Source organism: Pseudarthrobacter sp. NIBRBAC000502772, from assembly GCF_006517235.1.
In the GTDB taxonomy this organism is placed as follows: Bacteria; Actinomycetota; Actinomycetes; order Actinomycetales; family Micrococcaceae; genus Arthrobacter.
Window position 1 is genome coordinate 1,443,796 of record NZ_CP041188.1, and the last position, 25,376, is coordinate 1,469,171.

The window sequence follows — 25,376 nt, forward strand, 5'->3', positions numbered from 1 at the left end:
CCGGCGGCGCTGCTGGGGAAGCCGGTATTCCGCTGCTCTTGTGGAATTGGGAGGAAGAGTTCATGAAATATTGCCTCAGGGGCAACACTTGTTGCCTAAAAGAGTATGCTGTGACCGACGCAACAGTCAAGGTCCGGCCGCACTGCCTGGTGTTCGCTGCCGTGGTTGCCGTGTCACGTCTGCTGCTGGCCATTAGGATTGCTCCAGAGATGGGGCCGCACCGCCGGCCACGAAAGGTCTGCACATGAAGGCACTGCCAGTTGAGCCGAGCAACGTTCCCGTTGCCATCGGTTCCCGAATCCGTGCCGCCCGGCAGTCGCAGCGGCTGACCATCGAGCAGGTTGCCGACGCCACCGGCCTGACCAAGGGCTTCCTCAGCCGCGTGGAACGTGACCTTACGTCGCCGTCGGTCGCGTCCCTGGTGACCCTGTGCCAGGTCCTGTCCATCTCCATTGGCGACCTGTTTGTGGCCCCGGAAACCCACCTGACTAAACGGGACGAAGGCCCACGGATCTCCCTGGGCGGCGAAGGCATCGTGGAGCGGCTGCTGACCGCCCGTTCCGAACGGCGCATCCAGATCATCCAGGCCGTCATCGAGCCGCATGGCCGCGGCGAGGCTGAGCTTTACGCCGTGGACTGCGACGTGGATGTGCTCCATGTGATCAAGGGGCGCATCCGGCTGATCCTGACCAACGAGGAATACGAGCTCAGCACCGGCGACACCGTGACCTTCCCGGGCCGCGAACCGCATACGTGGGTCAATCCCACCGACGAGGCCGTCGAGGTTCTCTGGGTCCTGGTCCCCGCCGCCAGCCGGTAGGTTGCTGATTCCCGCTCGCCAGCGTTGCTGCGCTCCTGCCCGGCGGAGCATCCGCACGCCGTCGTCCTGGTCCGCGTGGGCGAGCCGGACATGCGACTCCATGCCCATCAGGGGTTCGCCGTCCTTGCCCTTGATGGTGAAGTCCGGGGCGGTGAATTCCTTGCCGCCGGAGAGCGGCGCGCCTTCGGATTTTGTCCGCCCGATCAGCAGTTCCTGTTCCCGCAGCGACGTGCGGTCCCAGATTTCGATCTGCATCCGGATCCGGGGCGCCACCAGGTAGCTGCCGCCCTGCATCCAGGCTTCCTCCGGGCGGGAGGCTTCCCCGGCCCAGACGTGCTCCGTCAGCAGCTCGGTGTCTTCGGCCTTGAGGTTGTTGGTGCCGTCCTTGAAGCCGAACAGGTTGCGGGGGGTTTGCTGGCTCCGGGAAGTGGACGCGGTACGGCCGAACCCGAGCTGGGACCAGTTGACAGAGTATAACGCGCTGCGGATCCACACTTCCAATCCGGCCCGTAGCGCTTGCGGGCCACTGCCTCTTTGCGTCAGGGGCGGATCAGGAAGGACTCGACTTTTCCGGGATCCCTTTCGATGACGGGTTCCAGGATGGCATCGATCCTGGTCAGGAGGTCGGCTTCCAGTTTCACTCCGACTGCGGTGGCGTTGTCCACGAGCTGTTCCGGGCGTGAAGCTCCGACGATGGCGGCAGAGACGTTGGCGTTCTGAAGGACCCAGGCCAGCGCGAGGGCCGCCATGGACAGGCCTGCTTCCTCGGCGAGGGGTCTGAGCTGCTGGACGCGGGCAAGAACGTCGTCGCCGAGGTAGCGGTGGTCGGTCTTGAGGGCGCCGTCATCCGTGGTGAACCGCGATGCGGACGGTGCGGGCTGCCCGGGCACGTACTTGCCGGTGAGGACGCCCTGGGCCATGGGTGACCAGCAGATCTGTCCAAGTCCCAGTTCCTCGCTGACGGGGACGATTTCTTCCTCGATGACGCGCCACAGCATGGAGTACTGCGGTTGGTTGGAGATCAGCTGGATGCCCAGTTCCTTGGCCAGCATGGCTCCCGCCCGGATTTCGTCCACGGTCCATTCGGACACCCCGATGTAGAGGGCCTTGCCCGCACGGACGATGTCCGCGAACGCCTGCATCGTCTCTTCAAGGGGCGTTTCATAGTCATAGCGGTGGGCCTGGTAGAGGTCCACATAGTCGGTCTGCAGGCGTTGCAGGGAGCCGTTGATGGACTCCATCACGTGCTTGCGGGACAGTCCGCGGTCGTTCTTGCCTTCACCGGTGGGGAAGTAAACCTTGGTGAAAATCTCCAAGCCCTCGCGGCGCACCCCCTTGAGTGCTTCCCCGAGGGCCGTCTCCGCTTTGGTTCCTGCATAGGCGTCGGCTGTGTCGAAAGTGGTGATGCCCAAGTCCAGTGCCTGGCGGACGCAGGCCGTGGCGGCTTCCTGGTCGATCTGCTCTCCATGGGTGACCCAGTTGCCGTAGGCGAGTTCGCTGATGTACATGCCGGATGAGCCGAGTTTGCGGTATTCCATGTGCAGTTCCTTCGATTGTGGGTTTGCTATCCGACGTGCCTTTGGAGTCTGTTTTTGCTACGCAGCGGCCGCGGCGGCGCCGTGCTGCCACGGACGACCAGCGTGGCCGTGATGGTCAGCGAGCCGGCCGCAGGGTCGGTAGCTTGGAGGTCGGTAGCGTGGAGGTTGGCGAGCAGGAGCCGTGCGGCCTCGCTGCCCTGCCGCGCGACGGAGTGGTCCATGGTGGTCAGGTCAAGAAGTTCGGCGAGTTCATGGTTGTCGAATCCGATCACTGACACATCATCAGGGATGCTGATTCCCGCATCGCGAAGTGAGCGCAGAGCGCCGAAGGCCATTTCGTCGGAGGCAACAAACACTGCAGTGGGTGGGTTGCCCGCGCACAGGAGTTTGGCCATGGCGGCTGACCCTCCGGATACGGTGTTCTCGTCGAAGACTTCATTGCCGGGATCCGGCTCGAGTCCCGCCTCCGCAAGGGCATCGCGGTAGCCGAGGTGCCGTTGCGCGGGTGGAACACCGCCCAGCGTGCTGCCGACCTGTTCCTGGATTCCGATGAAGCCGATCTGTTCATGTCCCAGGTTCAGCAGGTGACGCACCGCCGACAGGCCGGCAGCCCTGTCCTCCACGCTTACGCCGGCAAGCCCCGGCTGATTGGACCCCAGAACCGCGATCGGCAGTCCCTGCCTGTCCAGCGCCGCCAGTTCTTGCGGACTGGGCTGCAGGGCGAGGATGAGGACACCATCAGCGCGGCCGGCCAGCCCGGGCCCGGCGAAGAAACGATCCCGGGAGCCCGGGTCAGCCAGTTCGTAGAGAAGCACGTCATACCCTGCCTCGCGGAGCACGTTGCCTGCAGAGCTCAGGACCTGGCCAAAGAACCATTTTGACAGGCTGGGGGTCAGAATCGCCACCGTTCGCGTCTTTCCGGTGGCAAGCCGGGATCCGGCCAAGGAAGGAACATAGCCCAACTCCAAGGCAATCCTTTGCACGCGCTTGCGAGTCTCGATCGAAATGCCAGGAATATCGCGAAGGGCGCGGGAAACCGTAGACACTGAGACGCCAGCACGTTCGGCGACGGTTTCCACGGAAGAAGGCATGGGCATAAAATTAGCTTCTTTTACAGAAATTCGCAAGCGCTTGCGATGCTTCACCCAGCGGAAGAGTTTCGCCGCTGCCCGTTCCAATCGCAGTCCAGGGATCGACAAAAGTCGCGGGCCGCTTTCGGTCGCCGGGACGTTCCAGGAAATCGAGCCGGGCAAGCGCATCGTGTTCACCTGGGGCTGGGAGTCCGCCACGGACCTGCCCGGCGACCACTTCCTGGGACGCCTGGTCGCGGAGGCGTCGACGGATTCCGGTGCCGGCCCGGACGAATGGTCCGCTGCCCCGGACCCCATCGACCACCTCATCGCCGCCGACGCGTCGCTGGCAGTCCTCCTGGGGGTCCTGCGTAAGCTCACCCCGGAAGACCGGGAAAAGCCGACGCCGTGGCGGTGGCATGGGTCCTGGCGAACCCGAACGTGTTCCCATCAACTTTGGGACGCGATCACCGGTCTCTGCCCTGTTCTCAGCTCGACAAGGTTGAGGAGCGGCGGTGAGGGTGGTGTTGTAAACAACTGATGCGCATAAGAAAACTCCAGGGTATGATGGCTGTCACACCCGCCGATCAATCCTCGAAGGAGAGGCTCATCTTGAAAGAGCTGCGCATCGAAGCCAACGGCAACCTTGGCCCCATCGATTCATCCCGTATCCCGCGCTATGCCGGCGCTGCAACCTACGCCCGCCTGCCGCGCCTGGACCAGGTGGCCAAGGCTGACGTGACGGTGGTGGGAGTGCCCTTCGACTCGGGTGTTTCGTACCGCCCGGGTGCCCGTTTCGGGTCCAACCACATCCGGGAAGCGAGCCGCCTGCTCCGGCCCTACAACCCGGCCTGGGACGTCAGCCCGTTCGAAAACATCCAGGTGGCTGACGCCGGCGATATGGCGGTCAACCCGTTCAACATCAACGAAGCCATCGAAACCATCCAGCAGAACGCCTTGGACCTCACCGCGGCCGGCAGCAAGCTGGTGACGCTCGGCGGGGACCACACCATCGCCCTGCCGCTGCTCCGTGCGGCTGCCGAGCGGGCAGGCGGGCCCATTGCCATGCTGCACTTTGACGCCCACCTCGACACCTGGGACACCTACTTCGGCGCTGAATACACCCACGGCACCCCGTTCCGCCGGGCCGTTGAGGAAGGCATCCTGGACACGGAAGCGATCAGCCACATCGGCACTCGCGGCCCGCTCTACGGCAAAAAGGATCTCGACGACGACCACCGCTTCGGGTTCGGCATCGTCACGTCCGCGGACGTCTACTACCAGGGCGTCCTGGAGACCGTTGCCAAGGTCCGCGACCGGATCGGCAACCGCCCGCTCTACATCTCCGTGGACATCGACGTCCTGGACCCCGCACACGCCCCGGGCACCGGAACCCCCGAGGCCGGCGGCATCACCAGCCGCGAACTCCTGGAGATCATCCGGGGCTTCCGCGGCATGAACCTGGTGGGCGCCGACGTCGTCGAGGTTGCTCCTGCCTACGACCACGCCGAAATCACCGGCGTGGCAGCCAGCCATGTGGCCTATGAACTGATCACCCTGATGGCGGACAATGCTGTTGAAGGTGACCGGTTCGGGACCGCCAACGGCTACGCCGCGCAAGCTCTCGGCCAAGAAGCCCGCCAACCTGCCGGTTTCGCCGCCGGAACCAAGGAGTAGCCACCATGATTGATTTCGATCCGGGCACAGCAGCACCTACCAAGGGGACCAGCCAGCGCAACGGCGGGGACCTCGTCGTCGAAACCCTTGAAGCGCTCGGCGCCAAGACCGTCTTCGGCATCCCGGGCCAGCACGCGCTCGGCCTGTTTGACGCCATGGGCCGCGGCAATCTGCACTTCGTGTCCTCCCGCGTGGAGAACAACAGCGCCTTCGCCGCGGACGGGTACTCCCGCGCCACCGGCGAAGTGGGTGTGCTGTTCCTGTCCACCGGTCCCGGTGCGCTGACGTCCCTGGCCGGCCTGCAGGAGGCCTACGCCACGGGTGTGCCCATGGTGGTGGTGGCCAGCCAGATCCCGCTCGAAGGACTCGGCGCCCGCCGCAAGGGCATGCTCCACCAGCTCGATGACCAGAAGGCCTCGGCCGCGAACGTCACCAAGAGCCAGCGCCTGATCCAGCACGCGTCCGGTATTCCGTCGGCCATCCAGGATGCCTGGACTGAAGCCATCTCCTCGCCGCAGGGCCCGGTCTGGCTGGAAATCCCGCAGAACGTGCTCCTGGACCCCATCATGGTGCCCCCGGTGGAGGACGCGCTCGCCGAAGCAGCGGACAACCCGCCCCGTGTGGAGCTGGTCCGGGAAGCAGTGAAATGGCTGTCGACGGCGGAACGTCCCGCCATCATCGCCGGTGGCGGTACCCGGCGTGGCCGGGCCGAAAAATCGCTGCTCTCGATTGCCGAAAAGCTGCGGGCGCCGGTCATCTGCACACCTGGCGGCAACGGCGCCTTCCCTTGGACCCATGAGCTCTCGCTGCAGTCCTGGATCGAGGACCGGCACATGACGGACCTCCTGGAGGACGCCGACGTCCTGATTGTCATTGGCTCCTCCCTCGGTGAAGTCACATCCAACTACTTCACGTTCGCGCCCCGCGGCCGCATCATCCAGATCGACGCCGAGCCGCGCGTCCTCGAATCGAACAGCCCCGGCCTGGGTATCCGTGCCGACGCCGGCCAGGCGCTCGCCGCCCTCGACGATGCCCTTGTGGCGCCCGTCGACACCACCCGCAGCTGGCACGGGACCGCCCCGGAGGACCTGGTGAAGGACTCGCTCGCCAAGGTCAAGGCAAGGCTGGAATCCCAGGACCTGGGCAAAGAGCTGAAGTTCATGTCCGACATCCGGGAAGCCGTCCCCGCGGACATGCAGACCTTCTGGGACATGACCATTTCCGCGTACTGGGGCTGGAGCTGCTGGGATGCCCGGCAGGGCCAGTTCCACTCCGCCCAGGGTGCCGGCGGCCTGGGCTACGGCTTCCCGGCAGCCATCGGCGGCGCCGTCGGGCTGGAAACAGTCGGCAAACCCAGCCGCGTCCTCGCGGTGTCCGGTGACGGTTCATCCATGTACTCCATCTCCGAACTCGCCACCGCCAAGCAGCACAACATCCCCGTGACCTGGCTGATCGTGGACGACGGCGGCTACGGCATCCTGCGTGAATACATGGTGGGCGCGTTCGGCAAGGCCACGGCCACCGAGCTTGCGCGCCCAGACTTCGTCAAGCTCGCCGAAGCATTCGGTGTGCCGGCCACGCGGGTGGCCCCCGAGGACGTCGGGGACGCGCTCAGGGCGGGCTTCGCGGCGGACGGACCCAACGTCGTCGTCGTCGAAACCCTGCTCAGGATGTTCGGCCCCACCCACCTGGACGACTGAACACCCAGCACCAAAGCACGCGCGAACTGGCAGCTAATACCCTCCCCAAGCAAATTTGAGGGTATTAGCTGCCGGTTCGCGCTTGGCGTTTAAGGCCAGTGACCCCTGCCATCTCTTCTTTAGTTTCCTAAAGCAACCATTTATGTATATAGTTGCCTTAGGCAAATAAAAGAGGAGCTCAACCATGGCAGTCGCCCCCGACACCGCAGCGGACCTTGTCTACCGCATCTTCGACCTCCAACGGGTGGTCCGATGCGTCGCCGCGGCGAGCTTCCGCGGACAGGACACCGGGGTTGCGCTGCAGGGCGTCCTCAGGTTCGTGGGGGAGGGGGAGTCCCGCGCCACCCAGCTTGCGGAGCGGCTCGGTGTCAGCGCCCCCGTCCTCAGCCGCCACATCGCGGACCTTGAAGAGCAGGGTTACGTCATCCGGCGGCAGGATCCCGACGACGGCCGCGCCCAGTTGGTTGCCCTGTCGCCGGCCGGCGCTGACAAGCTCCGGAAGATCGAAGAGCGCCGCACGGCCACGCTGCAGGAGTACCTCAGCGACTGGAGCCAGGAGGATGCCGAAGACACGGCACGGATCCTGACAAAGCTCTCGGAGTCCCTCAAGCATTCAGCCCGGGCACATGCAGTCCCGGCACTTTCAACCGCGGCACCAGCCGCCGCACCCCAGACCCTCCAGGAGCACTGATATGTCGAGCCAACCCGCCGCACCACCCTTGGCGATGACCCACCGCCAGATTATGGAAGCCCTGACCGGGCTCCTCGCGGCGTTCTTCACCGCCATCCTCAGCAGCACCATCGTGGCCAACGCGTTGCCCACCATCATGTCCGATCTGCACGGCACCCAGACCGACTTCGCCTGGGTGATCACCGCCGCGCTCCTGGCCAACGCCGTCACCACCCCCATCTGGGGCAAGCTGTCCGACCTCTTCAACAAGAAGCTCCTGGTCCAGCTGAGCATTGTCATCTTTGTGGCCGGCTCGGTCATGGCCGGACTCTCCGAGACCATCCCGCTGCTGCTCACCGCCCGCGTTATTCAGGGCGTGGCCATGGGCGGGCTCACAGCGCTGGCGCAGGCCATTATCGGCACCATGATCCCGCCGCGGGACCGCGGCAAATACTCCGGCTACATGGGCGCCGTGATGGCGGTAGGCACTGCCGGCGGCCCGCTGCTCGGCGGATTCATCGTGGACAGCCCGCTGGGCTGGCGCTGGACCTTCTTCGTCTGCGTGCCGCTCGCCGTCGTCGCGCTTATCCTGCTCCAGATCACCCTGAAAATCGAGCACATCAAACGCCACGTCAAGATCGACTGGCTTGGCTCCATCCTGCTGACCTCCGGCGTCAGCCTGCTCCTGATCTGGGTTTCCTTCGCCGGCAACCCCGCCTACTACGACTGGGTTTCCTGGCAGTCGGCCGCCATGGTGGGCGGCGGTGTGGTGCTTCTGGCCCTGCTGGTGCTGGTGGAGTCCAAGATGGAGCAGCCCATCATCCCGCTGAAGATCATTTCCGAACGCACCACCGCTTTGGCCATCATCGCTTCAGTGGCCGTGGGCATCGCGATGTTCGGTTCAACCACCTTCCTTGGCCAGTACTTCCAGGTGGCCCGCGGCGCCACGCCTACCGAAGCCGGGCTCCTGACGCTGCCGATGATCGCCGGCAACCTGACCGGCTCCGTCGTTTCCGGTCTGCTCATCAGCCGCACCGGCAAGTGGAAGGGCTACCTGATCGGCGGGTCCATCCTGCTGATCGGCGGCCTCGGCCTGGCCGGCACCATGGACCACACCACCGAACTGTGGCAGGCCGGGATCTTCACGGCAATCCTCGGGGTGGGCCTCGGCATGCTGATGCAGAACCTGGTCCTGGCGGTGCAGAACACCGTCCGGGCGTCCGATATCGGTTCGGCGAGCGCGTCCGTGGCATTCTTCCGTTCGGTGGGCGGCGCAATCGGTGTGTCCGTGCTCGGCGCCATCCTCAGCAGCCGGGTCAGCGAACTCGCCACACAGGGCCTGGCCGCGGCCGGCATCCCGGTGGAGGGCGGGTCCGCAGGAGCCAGTATGGACCTCGTTGACATGCCCGCACCGGTCCGCGAGATCATGCGCGCCGCTTACGGCGACGCCACCGCCGAGGTCTTCCTGATCTCCGCCGGTGTTGCGGTGATAGCCCTGATCTCGGTCCTGTTCATCAAGGAGCGCCCGCTGCGGCGCACCGTTGACATCCTGCCGGAGGCGCAGCCAGGGGCGGGGACCGGCGCGGGGGAAAGCGCCGCAGAAAGCGCCAACGCTGAAAGCACGACGCCGGAACTCGCCTCCGCGAGCCGCTGACCAAAGCACGGCTACTGACAGAGGCGCGAACGGACACTTGAGGCCCCCGCGATCCGGGACCGCAAGTGCCCGTTCGCGCACGTGGGTGGGGAAGAACGTGTGGGGGCGTACGCCGATCGGATGATCTTTGCCGTAGATGTTTCGCCCGGGCAACGGATTTCGTAGAGTAGGTAGGCTGAGAAATGTCGGCCCCGTCTGTTACTACTTATCCTCATCATTTCGCGCTCTCTTCCTAAGGATTCACGGGCATGCTACTCACCCTCATACGGCGCTACTCCAAACCGTATATGCCATACATCGTGGCCGTCGTAGTGTTCCAACTGGCATCCACCATCGCAGCGCTCTACCTTCCCAGCCTCAACGCCCAGATCATCGATGAAGGCGTTTCCCGCGGGGACACGGACTTCATCTGGCGGACCGGTTCCGTGATGCTGCTGGTGGCCATTGTCCAGGTGGCCACGGCCATCGCCGGCGTCTTCTACGGTTCCAAAACAGCCATGGCCGTGGGCCGCGACCTGCGCCGCGGGGTGTTCCGCAAGGTCACCAGTTTCTCCGCCAAGGACGTGAACACGTTCGGCGCCCCCACCCTCATCACCCGCGGCACCAACGACGTCCAGCAGGTCCAGATGCTTGTGCTGATGGGACTGAACTTCATGGTGGCCACCCCCATCATGTGCATCGGCGGCATCATCATGGCGCTGCGCGAGGACATCAGCCTCTCGTGGCTGGTCTGGGTCTCCGTGCCCGTGCTGATCGTGGTGGTGGGCTACCTGGTGGTCCGGCTGATGCCCCTGTTCCGCTCCATGCAGAAGAAGATCGACCGCATCAACGCCGTCCTTCGCGAGCAGATCATCGGCATCCGGGTCGTCCGCGCCTTTGTCCGCGAACCCTATGAAACCGAGCGTTTCGGCGTCGCCAACAAGGACCTGACCGACGTGTCCCTAAAAATCGGGGCCCTGTTTGTCCTGATGTTCCCGGCCATCGGCATGATCCTGCACCTGTCCACGGCCGCGGTGCTGTGGTTCGGCGGCCAGCGCGTGGATTCGGGCGAAATGCAGGTGGGCGCCCTGACCGCCTTCCTGCAGTACCTGCTCCAGATCCTGATCGCCGTCATGATGGGCACGTTTATGGCCATGATGATCCCGCGCGCCTCCGTCTGCGCGGACCGCATCGGTGAAGTGCTCGACGTCGAACCCTCCATCCACGATCCCGAACATCCTGAGACTCCCGCCACGCTGGCCGGGGTAGTGGAATGCCGGAACGTCACCTTTGCCTACCCCGGTGCCGAGACGCCGGTGTTGAGCAACATCAGCTTCACCGCCAAGCCGGGGGAGACCGTTGCCATCATCGGTTCGACCGGTGCAGGCAAGACCTCGCTGCTGGCCCTGCTGCCGCGCCTGTACGACATCGCCGAGGGCGAAGTCCTCCTGGACGGCGTCTCCGTCAGCAACCTGGACCGTGCCGAGATCACCAAGCGCGTGGCCCTGGTGCCGCAGCGGCCGTACCTCTTCTCGGGCACCATCGAGCACAACCTGCGCTTCGGCAAGACCGAGGCCACGGACCAGGAACTCTGGGACGCGCTGCAGATCGCCCAGGGCGAGGGCTTTGTCCGCGAGAAGAAGAACGGACTGAACGCCCGCATCGCGCAGGGCGGCACCAACGTCTCCGGCGGCCAGCGGCAGCGGCTCTGCATCGCCCGGGCGTTGATCACCAAACCCAAGGTCTACCTCTTTGACGATTCGTTCTCGGCGCTGGACGTCGCAACCGATGCCAGGCTCCGCGCCGCGCTGAAACAGACCACCGCCGACGCCACCGTGATCATCGTGGCCCAGCGGATCTCCACCATCACCGACGCAGACCAGATCCTGGTCCTGGACAACGGCCGGATCGTGGACCGCGGAACGCATGAGGAACTCTTGGAAACCTCACCCACCTACCAGGAAATTGTTGAATCCCAGCTGAGCGTGGAGGAAATGGCATGAGCGCCGCCAAGAAGGTCTCGACAGGCTCGACCACCGAAACGACAGGCTCGACCACCGAAACGAACCCGGATTCCGTAACCCCCGAAGACCTCCTGGAGGACGACGATTTCTTCGAGGAGGAATACAAGCCCTCCGAGGCCGACGGCGACATGTTCGGCGGCATGCCCGCCAAAAAGGCAGAGCACTTCTGGCCGTCGGCGAAGCGCCTGATGGGCCTCCTGAAGCCTGAAGCTGTGGGCATCTACGCCGTGGTGGCCCTGGTGGTGGTCTCGGTGGTCCTGAACGTCATCGCCCCCAAGATCCTGGGCCAGGCCATGGACGTTATCTTCGGCGGCGTAGTGGGCAAACAGCTCCCCGCTGGCGCCAGCAAGGACGAGTTCGTGGAAGGCCTGCGGCAGCAGGGGCAGGACAACTTCGCGGACATGGTGTCCCGGATGGAGCTGGTTCCCGGCACCGGGATCAACTTCCAGAAACTCTCGGTCCTGATCGCCATCGTCTTGCTGATGTACTTTGTGGCCAACATCTTCCTGTGGCTGCAGGGCTACGTGCTGAACCGCATCGTCATGAAGGTCATCCGCCGGCTCCGGGACGACACCGAAAAGAAGCTGAACCGGCTCCCGCTGAACTACTTCGACACCCGCCAGCGCGGCGACGTCCTCTCCCGGGTGACGAACGACGTCGACAACGTCCAGCAGGCGCTGCAGCAGGCGTTCGCACAGCTGATCAGCTCGCTGCTGACAGTGATCGGCATCGTCATCATGATGTTCATCGTCTCCTGGCAGCTCGCCCTCATCGCCCTCGTGGCGCTGCCGCTGTCCGGTGTGGCTGCCGGCCTGATCGGCTCGCGCAGCCAGAAGCTCTTCGCCGCCCAGTGGAAGAACACGGGCGAGCTGAACGGCCAGATCGAGGAATCCTTCTCCGGGCACGATCTTGTGCGGGTCTTCGGCCGTGACGCTGACATGCTGGAACGCTTCGAAGAGCGGAACGAGGCCCTCTACAAGGCCAGCTTCGGAGCCCAGTTCGTCTCCGGCATGATCTTCCCCGTTATGCAGTTCGTTTCCTACCTCAGCTATGTGGGCATCGCCGTCGTGGGTGGCCTCCGGGTGGCCTCCGGCTCGATGTCCCTGGGCGATGCCACCGCGTTCATCCAGTACTCGCGAGAGTTCACGCAGCCGCTGGGCCAGATGGCCGGCATGGCCAACATGCTGCAGTCCGGCGTCGCGTCCTCGGAGCGCGTCTTTGAATTCCTCGACGCCGATGAGCAGGACTCCGAGACCGCCACCGAGCACCTGCCGGCCAAGACCGACGGGCATGTGGAGTTCAAGGACGTCACGTTCAGCTACACGGAGGACAGACCGCTGATCGAAAACCTGTCCTTCACGGCGGAACCGGGGCACACCGTGGCAATTGTTGGTCCCACGGGGGCCGGCAAAACCACCCTGGTGAACCTCGTGATGCGCTTCTACGAGCTCAACTCCGGGTCCATCACCCTGGACGGCGTGGATGTCACGCACCTGAGCCGGTCCGAGCTGCGGTCCAAGGTGGGCATGGTGCTCCAGGATGCGTGGCTGTTTGGCGGGTCCATTTTCGACAACATCCGGTACGGCAACCTGGACGCCACCGAGGAGCAGGTCATGGCAGCCGCCAAGGCCACCTTCGTGGACCGCTTTGTGCGCGCCCTGCCGGAGGGCTACGACACCGTGATCGATGAAGAAGGCAACAACGTCAGCGCCGGTGAAAAGCAGCTCATCACCATCGCCCGCGCATTTGTGGCCAACCCGTCGCTGCTCATCCTGGACGAGGCCACCAGCTCCGTGGACACACGCACCGAGCTGCTGGTCCAGAAGGCCATGGCGGCGCTGCGGACGGACCGCACCAGCTTTGTGATCGCGCACCGGCTCTCCACCATCCGGGACGCCGACACCATCCTGGTGATGGAGAACGGCAAGATCGTGGAGCAGGGCAACCACAAGACGCTGCTGGCGGCTGAGGGTGCCTACTACCGGCTGTACATGTCCCAGTTCGCCGGTTCCGATGTTGAGGAAACCGTTGTGGACGATTCGACGGCGGTCCACAGCTGAGCGCCCTGGGAACCGACCACGCGTCTGAGAACACGTCCGGCCGCGGTCCAAGCACTCCGGAATCCCGGCGCATCGAGGTCCTGGTCCCGATGCGCTGGGGCGACATGGACGCCTATGGGCACATCAACAACGTCCAGATTGTCAGGATGCTCGAGGAGGCCCGTATCGCAGCGTTCGGGCCTCCCCGGGGTGCCGGCCTGCCCGGCATCGAACCGGAAGTGTCGCTCTTCAACGACGTTCCGGAGGGAACTCTTGCGCTGGTGGTGGACCACAAGATCCGCTACGTCAGGACGTTGGAATACCGCAACATCCCGGCATTGGTCCAGGTGTGGATCGGCGCGGTGAAGGGCGCCAGTTTCGACATCCACTATGTAGTGCAGGACCCGGTGACGCGGGAGGAGTGCGTCCGGGCCAGCAGCCATCTGGCGTTTGTGGACGAAGCTTCCGGCCGCGTCCTTCGCCTGACGCCGGAGCAGAAGGAGCGGCTGGCGCCGTTCACCGCTTGAGCCGTTCACCGCTTGAGCCGTTCACGTTTTGAACCGTACGGCGCCGTGCCTGCACACCTGTTGCGCAGGCACGGCGCACACCGGAAACTGGAAATACCCACTAAGGAGCGTTGACCATGGCCAAGAAAAACAAAAAGACCTGGAAAGAGATGTCACCGGCGGCACGGGCGGGATTCGTGGTCATCGGGATAGGGCAGGTGGCGCTGATGCTGGCCGCCCAGCGTGACATCTCCAAGCGTCCGGCGGCGCAAATCAACGGGCCGAAGGCAGCCTGGCGGGTGGCCGCCCTGATCAATTTCATCGGGCCGATGGGCTACTTCATTCTGGGGCGCAAGCGGCCCGGAGCCGGACTCGGGGCAGTTAAGTAGCAGGCCTCGGATCTGCACACCGTCAGGGTCTTCGGAGCGGGCATCCAGTTTGAGCCTGTAAATTTGAACCCATGACCCCAAATCCCAAGACTGCCATGCACCGCGCCCTCGGTGTCTCAAAGGAGATCGAGGACGCGGCCTGGTTTGTGCTGGGTCCGGGCCTGCAGGGCAAGCCGTCGGCCCTGGACGGGAAGACCCTGACCTGGACAGCGGAGGCCGCGGCGGAGCTGCTGGAGCGCCTGGACCGGGGAGCCGCGGACGCCAAGGCGCCCATGATGACCAACCTCCGGCAGAACCTCGAGGACGCCTCCCGGGAGGCCAAGCAGCTGGCCGTGGAGCTGCTCTTCCTGCAGTCACTGCCCCTGGCCCACGAGGTCAAGTCGCTGAAGGTCAAGCGCGCCCGGGTGGCGGAGGCCGCGTCCTGGCTGGAGACCGCGCTGGAGCCGCCGCTGGAGCTGCCCGAGGAACTCTACAAGGGCATGACGGACCACGGCGTGATCAGGGACCGCACCGCCGAATTCAACTGGACCATCTGGGACCACCTGAAGTGGCTCTGCCGGTTTGTGCAGCATGTGGACCAGCAGGTTCCGGCGGCCATCGCCAAGGCGCTGAAGGACCCGCTGAAGTTTCACGACCTCGCCGCGGGCACCCCGGCGGACCAGCCCGCCATCCGCCGCAGCATCGAGTACCTGGCATGGCCCAGCTACTTCGAGCCGGTAGTGGCGGACGTGGAGCGGCAGGAAATCCGCGACGCCTTCGCCTCCCTCGTGGGCGGGGCCAAGGGGGATTCCGACGAGGAAATCACCGCGGATATTAACCGCATCCGCCTGCACCTGGATGAACAGGCGGGCCAGCGCATCGACTGGTACGCCCGCCAGCTGGTCAGCCAGTGGCGCAAAGTGGGGGACCCCGGCCGACGCGCGTGGCTGCTGCGTACCCACAGCGACAACGCTGACCTCCTCACCGCATGGCAGGACGAGGAGAAGGTGACGCTCGACGTCGAACATCTCCGCCACCTGGACCCGGGCGTGACCGCGGGCCTGGTGCAGCACGCCGTGGACGAGGACTACAAGCATCTCGGCTACGTCGAGCGGGAGGACACCAAAACGGCGGTGTTTGCCTTCCTCACCGTCATGAAGCCGGGCGACCTGGTCCTTTACCAGCACGCCGGCACGGTGCGGCTGGGCGTGGTGCTGGGCGAGCCTGAGCACAACGACGACAACCGCCGGCTGCGGCGCAAGGTGCGCTGGCTGGACGACGACGGCCACGCCACCGCGGAACTGCCCCGCCACGTCCAGCGCCAGCTGGCCACCTCGGGGATCGTGGTTGACGTGACCCGGGTGGTGCAGGCGCTGCAGGCGCTCGTGCCGGCCGAGGCGGAACCGGAGGACGACGACGCCGACGCGCCTGCCGCCGTCGTGCCCCCGGTGCAGGAGGGCTTCCGCCCGCTGAGCCGCGACTTCGCGGATTCGCTGCACATGGACCTGGAGCCGCTGCAGGAGATCGCGGAACTGCTGGAGGAGAACCGCCAGCTGGTCCTGTACGGGCCGCCCGGAACGGGCAAGACGTACCTGGCCAAGCATCTCGCGGCGGAGCTGGCCCAGGACAGCACGGACGAGCGGGTGAAGCTGGTGCAGTTCCACCCGTCGTACGCGTATGAGGACTTTTTCGAGGGCTACCGGCCGGACAAGACGGACGAAGGCCAGGTGTCCTTCAAGCTCGTGGCGGGGCCGCTGCGCCGGCTGGCCGAGGAAGCCGCCAAGCCCGGGAACGAAAAGAAGCCGTATTTCCTTATTATTGACGAGATGAACCGCGCCAACCTGGCCAAGGTGTTCGGCGAGCTCTATTTCCTGCTGGAGTACCGCGATGACCGGATCTACCTGCAGTACAGTCCCAACGAGCCGTTTACGCTGCCGGACAACCTGTACATCATCGGCACCATGAACACCGCGGACCGGTCCATCGCCATGATGGATGCCGCCATCCGACGCCGGTTCGCGTTCATCGAGCTGCACCCGCAGACGGAGCCGGTGAAGGGGTCGCTGCTGCGGTTCCTGCAGGTGCGGGACCTGGACACCACACCGGCGCTGCTGCTCGATGCGCTGAACGCCGCCATCGACGAGTGGGACCGGGACCTGATGATCGGCCCGTCGTACTTCATGAAGACGGCCGCCCAGACGCCGGGCGGGCTGCGCCGGATCTGGAAATACGAGCTGATGCCGCTGCTGGAGGAGCACTACCACGGCCAGTTGACCCGGGCGCAGCTGGAGGAGCGGTTCGGGCTGGAGCAGCTGCTGGGACGCCTTGTTACCAGCTAAGCCAACCCACACTCCCGCGCACGGCGGCGCGGTGCACGGCGGCGGCGCGTTGGTTGGCGCCGCGCCGGGCGCGGCGGGCGGCGGTGCAGCCCAGCGCGGCCGTGCACCGGCAGCGCGCCATCTGGTCCTTGACGAGCTGTCCAAAGGCGCCGTGGAACGCCTGGATGCCGCCAGCGCGGCCTTCGTGAACGCTAGCGGGCTGGCCAAGGCGTCCCCGATGGGTATGGGTTTGTACCGGATCGAGCCCGCGGGCAAGGTGGGGTCGGTCCGCACGGCCACGCTGCAGCTGGATGTGCGCCCCAAGGACCGGCTGGGGCTGAGCAGGCTCCTGTTCCTCCTCAGCTATGCCGGCAACCAGGGCTTCCGGGCCGATTCCGTGGCGGCCACCGAGGACCGCGAACTCTGGAGCGCGCTGGCCGAATCCCTCGCCCAAATGGCGGAGCGTGCGCTTGGACGAGGAGCCTTGCAGGGCTACCTCACCGTTGACGAGTCCCTCCGCACGGTCAAGGGGCGCATCCGGATTTCCGACCAGATCTCGCGCCGCCCCGGCATGCTGGTGCCGCTGGAAGTGTCCTATGACGAATTCACTGAGGACATCGCCGAAAACCGGATCCTGCGGGCCGCGCTGGAGCGGATGGGACAGGTTCCACGCGTCCGGCCGGAAGTGCTGAGCCGCCTGCGTCAGCTGAAGGGAAAGCTCGACGCCGTCACCCGCCTTGCAGCCGGCGCGCCCCTGCCGCCGTGGACCCCCAGCAGGATGAACGTCCGCTACCAGTCAGTGCTGCGTCTCGCTGAGCTGATCCTGCGGAATGCCTCCGCGGAGGCGGGGGAGGGGAAGCAGCAGACGGCGTCGTTTGTGGTGGACATGGCCCAGGTGTTCGAGGATTTTGTGGGCACGGCACTCCGCGAGGCGATGGCTGCGTATCCGGGGGAAATGCGGCTGAAGTACAACGCTCTCCTCAGCGAGGCTGTCCACGATTCCGACAGGCTGTCCGTGCGTCCGGATGCGGTGCACCTTTTGGGCGGCCGGCCGGTAGTGGCCTACAACGCGAAGTACAAGGCCGCCGCTGACCTTGGCGCGTCCCTGACCGCCGACCACTACCAGATGCTTGCCCACTGCACCGCCCTGGGTGTGCCTACCGCCTGGCTGGTCTATGCGGGGGCGGGCGAGATGAAACTGCGGCGGATCCTTAACACTGACATCGACATCGTTGAGTTTCCGCTGGATCTGTCGCTGCCGCCGTCGGACATCCTGGCAGCTGTGGGCGAGCTGGCGCGGCAGTCCTGGGGCGAAGTGGTCCCCACCCGCCCCCTAACCTCGCAAGCTCGGCCAGGGAACCCGGCGGGCGTGGGCCCAGCCTAGGCCGGGAGGCTAAACCGGCACCCGGAACGTGAACGTGGTTCCCTGGCCCAGTTTGCTTTCCACCTGGATGGTTCCGCCGTGGGCCTCCACGATTGCCTTGCTGATGGGCAGGCCCAGGCCCACGCCGGGAATAGAGGTCCGGCGGACGTTGCTGGTCCGGAAGAACTTGGCGAACACGTGGGCCTGGTCGTCGGCGCTCATGCCCATGCCGGTATCGCTGACGCGGCAGGCGACGTGGCCGCCGTCGTGCTCCAACGACACCAGGACGTTGCCGCCGTCGGGCGAGTATTTGATCGCGTTCGAGACAAGATTGTCCAGCACCTGGGATATGCGAGGGCCGTCCACGTGGGCCTCCAGACTTGCGGGTATATCGGCTTTCAGCGCCACGCGGGAGGCGTCGGCCCGGGGCATCGCGGCGGACACGCTGGCCCGCACAAGTTCAGCGACGTCCACGGCATGGGGGGTCACGATCAGTTGCCCGTTCCTGGTGGCGAGGAGGTCGGACACCAAGGTGAGGAGCCGTTCTGAATTGCGTTTGATGATGTTCAGCGGTTCCAGTTGGTCGTTGCCGGGATCGTCCTCAAGGAGGAGTTCCACGTAGCCCAGGATGGAGGTCAGGGGAGTCCTGAATTCGTGGGACACACTGGAGACGAAATCATCCTTGGCGGCCAGGGCGTCCACCAGGTCTGTCACATCACTGAACACGATCACCGAGCCGGCGAACGTCCCGTCCGGGTCCTTCATGGCCCGGGCGCTGGTGGTGATGGCCCGCTGCTTCTTGCCTTCACCGAGCCAGACCAGGTAGTCGGTGAACGTTTCGCCGAGGACAGCCCGGCGTACGGGGCGTTCCGCCACCGAGACTGGGGTGGTACGGTCTGCGGCGAAGACCAGCAGTTGGGACTCGTTCGGATCGTCGATGTCCTTCGGGCGGGCCAGTTCGTGGTTGGCGCGCTGCTTCCGGTTCATCAGGATGTCGTGTCCGTCCGCGTCGACGGCGAGGACGCCCAGGTGCACAGTTTCAAGAACGGAGTTGAGCAAGGCTTCCTGCTGCCTTGTGCTGCGCAGGCTGGCCTGGAGCTGCTCGTCCTTCTCCTCCAGGGTGCGCTGCTGCCGCATCATGCTCAGGGTCAGGACACTGACTGATACGCCGATCCCGAGCATCATGACAGGGAGGAGCAGGGATTTGGCCAAGCTGGGGCCCGATACATCCCCGTGAACCAGCAGCGGAACCCAGATGATGGCCAAGGGTCCGACGAACGATAACCACAGGGAGGCGCGCGGATAATAGCCTGAGGCGCACAGCCAGATGACGGGGAAAACCGCCAACAGGCTGATGCCGGTCAGGCCCTCCTGGCCGCCCTCCCTGCCCAGGGCGATGGAGACAAAGTCCAGGAGCGGGAGGACGAGGAAGCTGGTGTAGGGCAGGCGGTCCCACGGGACGAAGTAACACAGAGCCATGATGGCCAGCTGGGAAACGAGGAAGGCCACGAAGAGTGGGTTGTCCATCGTCCCCGGGAAAAACGCCCACATCAGCAATGCCGTCAGGATGGTGGTGACGAACAGCGGCATCTGGCTCAGGGCCACCCTGTCCGTCAGCCGGTATTCGTGGAAGGGCCGCCGAAAAAACTTCAGACGGCCCGTGGCCCACGTTAGGGGTTCACTCATGAACGGCGGCCTGAAGTGGGAGTATAGGGGGATGCATACCAGCAGGATATCGGCAGCGGGCTATACTTCTCACGGTGTCAAGCTGGCGGAGGGGGCTGGTATGAGTGAAGCGCGAGTGGGTCTGGTCATCGAGGATGATCAGGATATCCGCGAGTTGGTACGCACGGTTCTGACTCAGGCGGGGTTTGACGTCACTGTCGCGGGCAGCGGATCCGAAGGGGTTAGGGCTGCGAGAATCTTGAATCCTGACGTTATAACGCTTGATTTGGGGCTGCCGGATATCGACGGGTTCGAGGTCTCCCGCCAGATCCGCGAGTTTTCAGATGCTTACATCGTGATGCTCACGGCACGGGCTGAAGAACTGGATACTTTGATTGGCCTCGAGTCCGGTGCAGACGACTACCTCACCAAGCCCTTCCGCCCCCGCGAACTCCGCGCGCGGATAGCGGCGATGATGCGCCGGCCCCGGTCGGTTCCGGACGCGGGGGAGAGCGCTCCCGTTTCTGATCGCCCGGCGGAGGCCGTTAGTGACAGCGGAAACGGTCATTACAGTCACAACGGACTGGAGCTGAGTTACGCCTCACGGTCGGTCAGCGTGGACGGCCAGGAGCTCAACCTGACCCGGACCGAGTTCGAACTCCTGTATGCCCTGCTCGAGGCGGGACGGACTGTCCGGACCAAATCGGACTTGGTGCGTCGGCTCCGGGACGAGGATTACGACGTCGGAAGTTACATCAGCGAGGCGGACGAACGTTCCGTGGAGGTGCACATGGGCAACCTCCGGAAGAAACTCGGTGATTCACCGCAGCAACCGCGCTGGCTGCAGACGGTCCGCGGCGTGGGCTACCGTTTGGCGCCTGGCGGGCGCTGAGCCTGGAGCCTGTGCAGGGTCTGGCGGCTGCACAGGTTGATCGGCCGGAGGTAGTTGACGGCAAGCTGCGGCAGTGCAACGGAAAGTTCCGCACTCGGTGACTCGTCCCGGATTGAACGTTCAAGGTCCATGGCCAGGCCCGCCAACCGTTCCGCACCCACCATCTGGCTCGATGTCTTGAGGCTAAGGATCGCGTCCACGGCCCCATCCAAGTCTCCGGTGGTCAAGGCCAGCCGCAGCTTGCCGATCCGGTGCGGCAGGCAGTCGATGAAGTTCCCTACGAAGACGCTGCAATAGCCCTCGTCCTCGTCGAGTTCGACCCGCAGCCGGTCAAGTACGGAGGGATCTACCAAGGGGCGCCCTGCGTCATCGGATGGTGCCATTTCCGTCCCTTCCGCTCGTGCCTGCCGCCCCCATAGCGGGATATGACCTGGTTTTGTGTCCACTTTCAGAGTAAATCTGTTACTTGGGGATGCAGCCGATCGGGAAAAGGACTGCGGGATTCCTGAGGAGACTGCGGGTTTTTCATAGGAGTTCATCTTTGCGGGCGCCGATCAATTCGGGAGGCGGCAAAGGCTCAAGTTTGACTCAAGTTCCGGCTGGCGTTCTTGCCTGCCGCCGGCTTGCCGGGCTATTTGCTGGCGCCGAGGAACTCCACCAGGTGGGCTTCGAGGGCGGAGCCGTCCTTCAACTCGCACTCCCACACGGTGAGCACCTCCCACCCGGCGGCCAATAACTGTTGGCGCTGGTCGGCGTCGCGGTCTTTGGTGCGCGTGCGCTTGGCCTCCCAAAAGGCGGCATTCGCCTTGGGCGCGTGCTGGCCTACGCGGCAGTCGTGGAAGTGCCAAAAACAGCCGTTGATGAAGATGACCTTTCGCCGGCCGGCGAATACCAGGTCCGGGCGGCCGGGCAGGCGGCTTTTGCCGGCGGTGCCGTGCAAGCGGTAGCGGTAGCCCTTGGCATGGAGGAGGCTGCGCACCAGCAGTTCCGGCTTGGTGTTCTTGCCCCTGATGCGGGACATGTTCCAGCTGCGCCGCTCGGGAGTGAGCCTATCCGCCATGATTCCAGCCTACGGGCTCCTAGATTTCGTGCTCCGGCTGGTCGCCCAGCTCGAAATGGCGGCCGCTGACGGACGTGGGCACGATCTCCACGTAGAAATCCTTCAGCGTCGGCACCCAAGATTTCAGGCCGAGCTCTTCGACGGCAGCGAGCTCGGCTGAGCTGGTGAGGACGCGCGCCGTTCCCCGCAGCACCACGGACCAGGCTTCGTCCGAGAGGATGCCGTCCGATTCAAGCAGCACCCTTGAATTGATGGTGAGCTGCGCCAGCTTGTTGCCCGGCGCGGTGCGGAGGTAGATCTTCCGGTCCGAGGTGAGGTAGTTGACGGGGAATATATCCGGTTCGCCGGCAACGGAAACTACCAGCCGGCCGTGGCTGGTAGCTTCCAGGAGTTTCCAGGACTGCTTGTCGTCGAGTTCCAGAACGGGGTTGCCATCTGCGTGGGTAAACATCATAAATCCTATTCTTCTACGTTCGGTAGAAGAATTCTAGGGGTTGCGCGTGGGAATCCGGTTCGCACGGGGCTGGGAGGGCGATTGTCCGTGTGACTTTTTATTGGTCCTTCGCGGTGGTAGAACCGATGGCGGGTGGCTGTGGATAACTTTCATTGCTCAAATGTGTCCTGGGCTACCCTTAAGGTCATTGTTCGGAGCGAGGCGTCTTGAAACTATCGGGGGATTAGCTGCCCATGACATCGCACATCACTTCCACTACTTCGCGACGTTCGCGCCTGCACCTTGTTGCTGCTGTTGCCGCTTCCGTTTTGCTGTTGACCAGTTGCAACTCGGGTGGCGATCCTAACAGCGGCGGGACATCTTCCGCGTCTCCGTCTCAGACTGTTAGTCCAAGCGCAACGCCAACCCCGACGGCGACTCCCGCCTATGTGCCCGCCTCGGCTAGCGGCCGTGCTCAGAACGTCCCGGTGCCGGTGTTGCCGGAGGTTGCGAAGACGGAGACGAAGGAGGGGCTCGAGGCGTTCGTTTCGTATTGGTACTCGACTTTGAGCTACGCCTACGAGACTGGTGATACCAAGCCGCTGGAGTCGGCCTCAGGGCCGTCCTGCGGTAGCTGTGCGAAAGTTAGGACCGAAGTCACGGAGTGGCATTCGGATGGACGCTGGATGGCTGGCGGCAAAATGCACGTGGAGGGCGTTCATTCGGACTTTATCGAGACCGCCCCCGCTGAGTATCAAGCCGTAGTCCAGGTGTATCAAGATACGACTGACTACTATCTAGCGGATGCCACGCCCAAGGGGAGTGTGCCCAGACAGCCGGCCATTGGTGACATTGTCATTGCCGTTTTCGATGGAAGTGGATGGAAAGCCAACACTGTCGAACACCTGGTGAAATAATGGCAAGCCATGCTCCAGCGCGGCCGAGGCTGCTGGCCGTGATGGCCTGCATGGTCCTGATGCTGTTTCCGGGGCCGACAGCCATTTCAGACTCCGCCGATTCGCCGGCGATTGGGACTGGCTGGGCTGGCAACGGCGCGACCGCCGTTGGCTGGTTTCAAGATCCTCAGAGCAATTCATGGACTTCGGTGCCGGTCGGGCTTCCGGATGACCCCTTCAAGTACAGATCCAAACACGTATGCAGAGCGGACCCCAAACTCGACGGGTCGAACTGTGCAGGGCCCGATATCGAATGCACCGATGGGGATAACGGCCGCGTGGTTAACTGGTATAGATCTCTGAAGGCGCTGAACGTCTACACGTTTTTCGCGGGACCGACCTGCATTTATGACGAAAAGCCCGTCGATGTCCTGGAGCAAATAGCGGCCCAGATCCAGAGGCAGTTCGAGAGCCTGCCCATCAGCGCAGGAACGGTGGTCGCGCAGCCCAACCCCAACACGCTCCGCGGGGCCGAGACAAACTTTTATGCTGACGCTTCCGAGCAACAGTTTGACGTGACGATGCTCGGACAGCAGGTGCACGTGGTCGCCACGCCGGTTCAGTACACCTGGAATTACGGCGACGGAACGGTCTTCGGTCCGCAGCCTTCCATGGGAGGGCCGCTGCCGCAGGACCGCTGGGGTGAAAAGACCCGAACGAGCCACGTCTACGCGGACACTGGCGACTTCCAAGTCGTCCTCACGACGTCCTTCCGAGGCACGTATTCCGTGAACAACGGACCGCCGCTGCCCATACCGGGCCAAGGCCAGTTCAGCGCACCACCGCAGACCATCAGCGTCTGGCGATCCATCACCCGGAACTACGCCGACGACTGCAACCAGAACCCGCAGGGACAAGGTTGCCCCGGCGTGGCATCGTCCCGGTAGGAAGTATCAGACGACGCCTATGAGGCGGCCGGCAACCGCGCCCGGAATCCAGACAAGCCACCCCCGCAGAGAGTGATCCGCGCCTCAACCGGAATACTTGCACGCGCCGGGCAGTTGGGAACAGCAGTACCAATTCACCTCGAAAGGAACTGCGCATGCTGTTTTCCCCCTTGACTCTTGGCGAGCTTGAACTGCCCAACCGCCTGGTAATGGCACCCCTGACCCGTCTCCGCTCAGGCGAGGACGGTGTTCCGGGTCCCTTGGTTGTGGAGCACTACCTGCAGCGCGCATCCCTGGGACTCATCGTCAGCGAAGGCATCTACCCGAGCCCCGCCGGACGCTCCTACCCGGGTCAGCCCGGTCTCGTCACCGCGGAGCAGATTGCCGCCTGGAAGAAGGTCACCGACGCGGTGCACGCTGAAGGCGGCCGGATCTTCGCCCAGATCATGCACGGCGGACGGGTTTCCCATGCGGACATCACCGGCGGCCACACCATCGTGGGTCCGAGCGCCGTCGCCATCGACGGCGAGGTCCGCACCCCGTCCGGCAAGCAGCCGTACCCCGTCCCGCACGCGCTGACCATCGGTGAGCTGCCCGTCGTGATGCAGGAAATCGTCACCGGCTCGATTAACGCCATCGAAGCGGGATTCGACGGCGTGGAGCTGCACTCGGCCAACGGCTACCTTCTCCACGAATTCCTTGCCCCGAACTCCAATGTCCGCGACGACAGCTACGGCGGTTCACCGGAGAACCGGGCCCGCTTTGTGATCGAAACAGTCAACGCCGCGGTGGCCGCGGTGGGTTCGAGCCGCGTGGGCATCCGCATCTCGCCGGAGCACAGCGTCCAGGGCATCGCCGAAACGGATGCGGCCGATGTCCGCGCCACCTACGAGGTGCTGGTGGACAGCATTGCCCCGCTCAACCTCGCCTACGTCAGCATCCTGCACCACGAGCCCACGAGTGAGCTGGTCCAGGATCTCCGGGCGCGCTTCAACGGCACGTTCCTGGTGAACTCCGGCTTCGGCACCATGACAACTCGGGAGGAAGCAACCGCCTTGGTGGCGGACGGCCATGCAGATGCTGTGGTGGTGGGGCGCCCCGCCATTGCCAACCCGGACCTCGCGCGCCGCTGGAAGGAAAGCCTTCCGCTGAACGAACCGGACCCGTCCACGTTTTATGCAGACGGCTCCATAGGCTACACGGACTACCCCGCGTATTCGGCTTAGCGGTCAATGCTGGCCCCCGGCCAGAGATTAAACGACGACGGCGGCACCCGGCTTGGGTGCCGCCGTCGTTGGCTGCTCGGTGTGCTGTCCCGGCAGCGCGCGCCAAATTAGCCATCCGACGGCTGTTTTGGCTCATCTTTCAACGTTGGCCCGCCCAGGTTCACAAGCGCTGAGCGGTAAACACCAGAATACTCCAGTGAATGGATTATTGCTAGGGAAATAGCTAAAGGTATGCTTCCCGGCCCGTTCCTTCGCGCATCACCAGCTTGTCGTCCTCAATGGAGACGAGCAGGCTTTTGGGCTTTCCGCTGACTTTGGTAATGGCTTTCAGGCCGCGGTTGGTGACTTCCACTCCCACCTGCGCCCCCTTCGCGGGCAGCTCCACGGACGTTTCGTAGGCTTCTCCCAGCAGCGGGTTGGTGGACACGCCCATGTCGCGGCGGACCTCCTTGCCGTTGACCATGACGGTGATGTTGGCCTCGTCGAATCCTTCCTGAAAGACGATGAGCAGTTCACGCATGGTGGCCCTCT

The 25,376-nt window shown here is 64.4% G+C and carries 24 protein-coding genes and 1 pseudogene; 17 read left to right on the forward strand and 8 right to left on the reverse strand.

Going from position 1 to position 25,376, the window contains the following annotated elements:
* The first annotated feature begins 110 nt into the window (after nt 1-110).
* Together NIBR502772_RS22365 and NIBR502772_RS06895 are read left to right on the forward strand one after the other, a co-directional pair.
* A complete protein-coding gene (locus NIBR502772_RS22365; protein ID WP_168223496.1) occupies nt 111-248 on the forward strand; it encodes a hypothetical protein in 138 nt (45 codons plus the stop codon).
* Entirely contained in the window at nt 245-820 is a 576-nt protein-coding gene (locus tag NIBR502772_RS06895; RefSeq protein WP_058929916.1) for a helix-turn-helix domain-containing protein, read from the forward strand. The genes NIBR502772_RS22365 and NIBR502772_RS06895 overlap by 4 nt, the downstream gene beginning before the upstream one ends.
* Here NIBR502772_RS06895 and NIBR502772_RS06900 read toward each other — a convergent pair.
* From NIBR502772_RS06900 to NIBR502772_RS06910, 3 genes and pseudogenes are all read right to left on the reverse strand, one after another.
* Nucleotides 809-1,288: pseudogene (locus NIBR502772_RS06900) on the reverse strand (Dyp-type peroxidase); the annotation flags it as partial. The gene NIBR502772_RS06895 and the pseudogene NIBR502772_RS06900 overlap by 12 nt on opposite strands.
* Nucleotides 1,289-1,359: 71 nt before the next feature.
* Nucleotides 1,360-2,358 carry an aldo/keto reductase family protein gene (locus tag NIBR502772_RS06905; RefSeq protein ID WP_141139613.1) on the reverse strand — a complete coding sequence of 333 codons (999 nt, stop codon included), beginning with the start codon at nt 2,356-2,358 and terminating at the stop codon, nt 1,360-1,362.
* A 26-nt stretch (nt 2,359-2,384) separates the two neighbouring features.
* The gene (locus tag NIBR502772_RS06910; RefSeq protein WP_168223497.1) at nt 2,385-3,449 is read right to left on the reverse strand and encodes a LacI family DNA-binding transcriptional regulator; all 1,065 of its coding nucleotides are present in this window, start codon (nt 3,447-3,449) and stop codon (nt 2,385-2,387) included.
* A 169-nt stretch (nt 3,450-3,618) separates the two neighbouring features.
* Between NIBR502772_RS06910 and NIBR502772_RS22580 the strand changes: the two genes are divergently transcribed.
* The 11 genes from NIBR502772_RS22580 (at nt 3,619) to NIBR502772_RS06965 (ending at nt 17,747) form a co-directional block, all read left to right on the forward strand.
* Nucleotides 3,619-3,969 carry a hypothetical protein gene (locus tag NIBR502772_RS22580; protein ID WP_210412397.1) on the forward strand — a complete coding sequence of 117 codons (351 nt, stop codon included), beginning with the start codon at nt 3,619-3,621 and terminating at the stop codon, nt 3,967-3,969.
* Between the two features lie 71 nt (nt 3,970-4,040).
* Nucleotides 4,041-5,105, forward strand: coding sequence for an agmatinase (speB, locus tag NIBR502772_RS06920; protein ID WP_056347317.1), 1,065 nt, complete (start codon nt 4,041-4,043; stop codon nt 5,103-5,105).
* A gap of 5 nt (nt 5,106-5,110) precedes the next feature.
* Nucleotides 5,111-6,805: a thiamine pyrophosphate-binding protein gene (locus NIBR502772_RS06925; protein ID WP_141139615.1), complete on the forward strand. Its 1,695-nt coding sequence runs from the start codon at nt 5,111-5,113 to the stop codon at nt 6,803-6,805.
* Nucleotides 6,806-6,989: 184 nt separating this feature from the next.
* Nucleotides 6,990-7,496 carry a MarR family winged helix-turn-helix transcriptional regulator gene (locus NIBR502772_RS06930; RefSeq protein ID WP_141139616.1) on the forward strand — a complete coding sequence of 169 codons (507 nt, stop codon included), beginning with the start codon at nt 6,990-6,992 and terminating at the stop codon, nt 7,494-7,496.
* A gap of 1 nt (nt 7,497) precedes the next feature.
* The gene (locus NIBR502772_RS06935; protein ID WP_246848716.1) at nt 7,498-9,129 is read left to right on the forward strand and encodes an MFS transporter; all 1,632 of its coding nucleotides are present in this window, start codon (nt 7,498-7,500) and stop codon (nt 9,127-9,129) included.
* Nucleotides 9,130-9,377: 248 nt separating this feature from the next.
* Nucleotides 9,378-11,111 carry an ABC transporter ATP-binding protein gene (locus tag NIBR502772_RS06940; protein ID WP_141139617.1) on the forward strand — a complete coding sequence of 578 codons (1,734 nt, stop codon included), beginning with the start codon at nt 9,378-9,380 and terminating at the stop codon, nt 11,109-11,111.
* On the forward strand, nt 11,108-13,192 hold the full coding sequence (locus NIBR502772_RS06945; protein ID WP_141139618.1) for an ABC transporter ATP-binding protein: 2,085 nt from the start codon (nt 11,108-11,110) through the stop codon (nt 13,190-13,192). Before NIBR502772_RS06940 ends, NIBR502772_RS06945 begins: the two co-directional genes overlap by 4 nt.
* 89 nt (nt 13,193-13,281) lie before the next feature.
* Nucleotides 13,282-13,698: a thioesterase family protein gene (locus tag NIBR502772_RS06950; RefSeq protein WP_141139619.1), complete on the forward strand. Its 417-nt coding sequence runs from the start codon at nt 13,282-13,284 to the stop codon at nt 13,696-13,698.
* A gap of 116 nt (nt 13,699-13,814) precedes the next feature.
* Complete coding sequence (locus tag NIBR502772_RS06955; protein WP_141139620.1) at nt 13,815-14,066, forward strand: PLDc N-terminal domain-containing protein; 252 nt, start codon at nt 13,815-13,817, stop codon at nt 14,064-14,066.
* A 71-nt stretch (nt 14,067-14,137) separates the two neighbouring features.
* The gene (locus tag NIBR502772_RS06960) at nt 14,138-16,384 is read left to right on the forward strand and encodes an McrB family protein (protein ID WP_141139621.1); all 2,247 of its coding nucleotides are present in this window, start codon (nt 14,138-14,140) and stop codon (nt 16,382-16,384) included.
* A gap of 121 nt (nt 16,385-16,505) precedes the next feature.
* Entirely contained in the window at nt 16,506-17,747 is a 1,242-nt protein-coding gene (locus NIBR502772_RS06965) for a restriction endonuclease (RefSeq protein ID WP_141141969.1), read from the forward strand.
* Nucleotides 17,748-17,756: 9 nt separating this feature from the next.
* Here the strand turns inward: NIBR502772_RS06965 and NIBR502772_RS06970 are convergent, their stop codons facing one another.
* Nucleotides 17,757-19,412 carry a cell wall metabolism sensor histidine kinase WalK gene (locus NIBR502772_RS06970; RefSeq protein ID WP_141139622.1) on the reverse strand — a complete coding sequence of 552 codons (1,656 nt, stop codon included), beginning with the start codon at nt 19,410-19,412 and terminating at the stop codon, nt 17,757-17,759.
* A gap of 100 nt (nt 19,413-19,512) precedes the next feature.
* Here NIBR502772_RS06970 and NIBR502772_RS06975 point away from each other — a divergent pair, with 100 nt between their 5' ends.
* Nucleotides 19,513-20,283 (forward strand): response regulator transcription factor, encoded by a 771-nt coding sequence (locus NIBR502772_RS06975; RefSeq protein WP_210412398.1) that lies wholly within the window; start codon nt 19,513-19,515, stop codon nt 20,281-20,283.
* Here NIBR502772_RS06975 and NIBR502772_RS06980 read toward each other — a convergent pair.
* From NIBR502772_RS06980 to NIBR502772_RS06990, 3 genes are all read right to left on the reverse strand, one after another.
* Nucleotides 20,256-20,666 (reverse strand): Hpt domain-containing protein, encoded by a 411-nt coding sequence (locus tag NIBR502772_RS06980; protein WP_141139623.1) that lies wholly within the window; start codon nt 20,664-20,666, stop codon nt 20,256-20,258. The genes NIBR502772_RS06975 and NIBR502772_RS06980 overlap by 28 nt on opposite strands.
* Nucleotides 20,667-20,914: 248 nt before the next feature.
* Nucleotides 20,915-21,343 (reverse strand): very short patch repair endonuclease, encoded by a 429-nt coding sequence (locus NIBR502772_RS06985; RefSeq protein WP_141139624.1) that lies wholly within the window; start codon nt 21,341-21,343, stop codon nt 20,915-20,917.
* A 19-nt stretch (nt 21,344-21,362) separates the two neighbouring features.
* On the reverse strand, nt 21,363-21,797 hold the full coding sequence (locus NIBR502772_RS06990; protein WP_141139625.1) for a pyridoxamine 5'-phosphate oxidase family protein: 435 nt from the start codon (nt 21,795-21,797) through the stop codon (nt 21,363-21,365).
* Nucleotides 21,798-22,264: 467 nt separating this feature from the next.
* On the opposite strand from NIBR502772_RS06990, the gene NIBR502772_RS22370 reads away from it, so the two are divergent.
* From NIBR502772_RS22370 to NIBR502772_RS07000, 3 genes are all read left to right on the forward strand, one after another.
* Complete coding sequence (locus NIBR502772_RS22370; RefSeq protein ID WP_168223498.1) at nt 22,265-22,693, forward strand: DUF6318 family protein; 429 nt, start codon at nt 22,265-22,267, stop codon at nt 22,691-22,693.
* Between the two features lie 317 nt (nt 22,694-23,010).
* Nucleotides 23,011-23,619 carry a PKD domain-containing protein gene (locus tag NIBR502772_RS06995; RefSeq protein WP_246848717.1) on the forward strand — a complete coding sequence of 203 codons (609 nt, stop codon included), beginning with the start codon at nt 23,011-23,013 and terminating at the stop codon, nt 23,617-23,619.
* 155 nt (nt 23,620-23,774) lie between these two features.
* Nucleotides 23,775-24,845, forward strand: a complete 1,071-nt coding sequence (locus tag NIBR502772_RS07000; protein ID WP_141139626.1) for an alkene reductase — start codon at nt 23,775-23,777, stop codon at nt 24,843-24,845.
* A 223-nt stretch (nt 24,846-25,068) separates the two neighbouring features.
* Here NIBR502772_RS07000 and NIBR502772_RS07005 read toward each other — a convergent pair whose 3' ends face one another.
* Nucleotides 25,069-25,365 (reverse strand): hypothetical protein, encoded by a 297-nt coding sequence (locus NIBR502772_RS07005; RefSeq protein WP_056346782.1) that lies wholly within the window; start codon nt 25,363-25,365, stop codon nt 25,069-25,071.
* Nucleotides 25,366-25,376 lie beyond the last annotated feature (11 nt).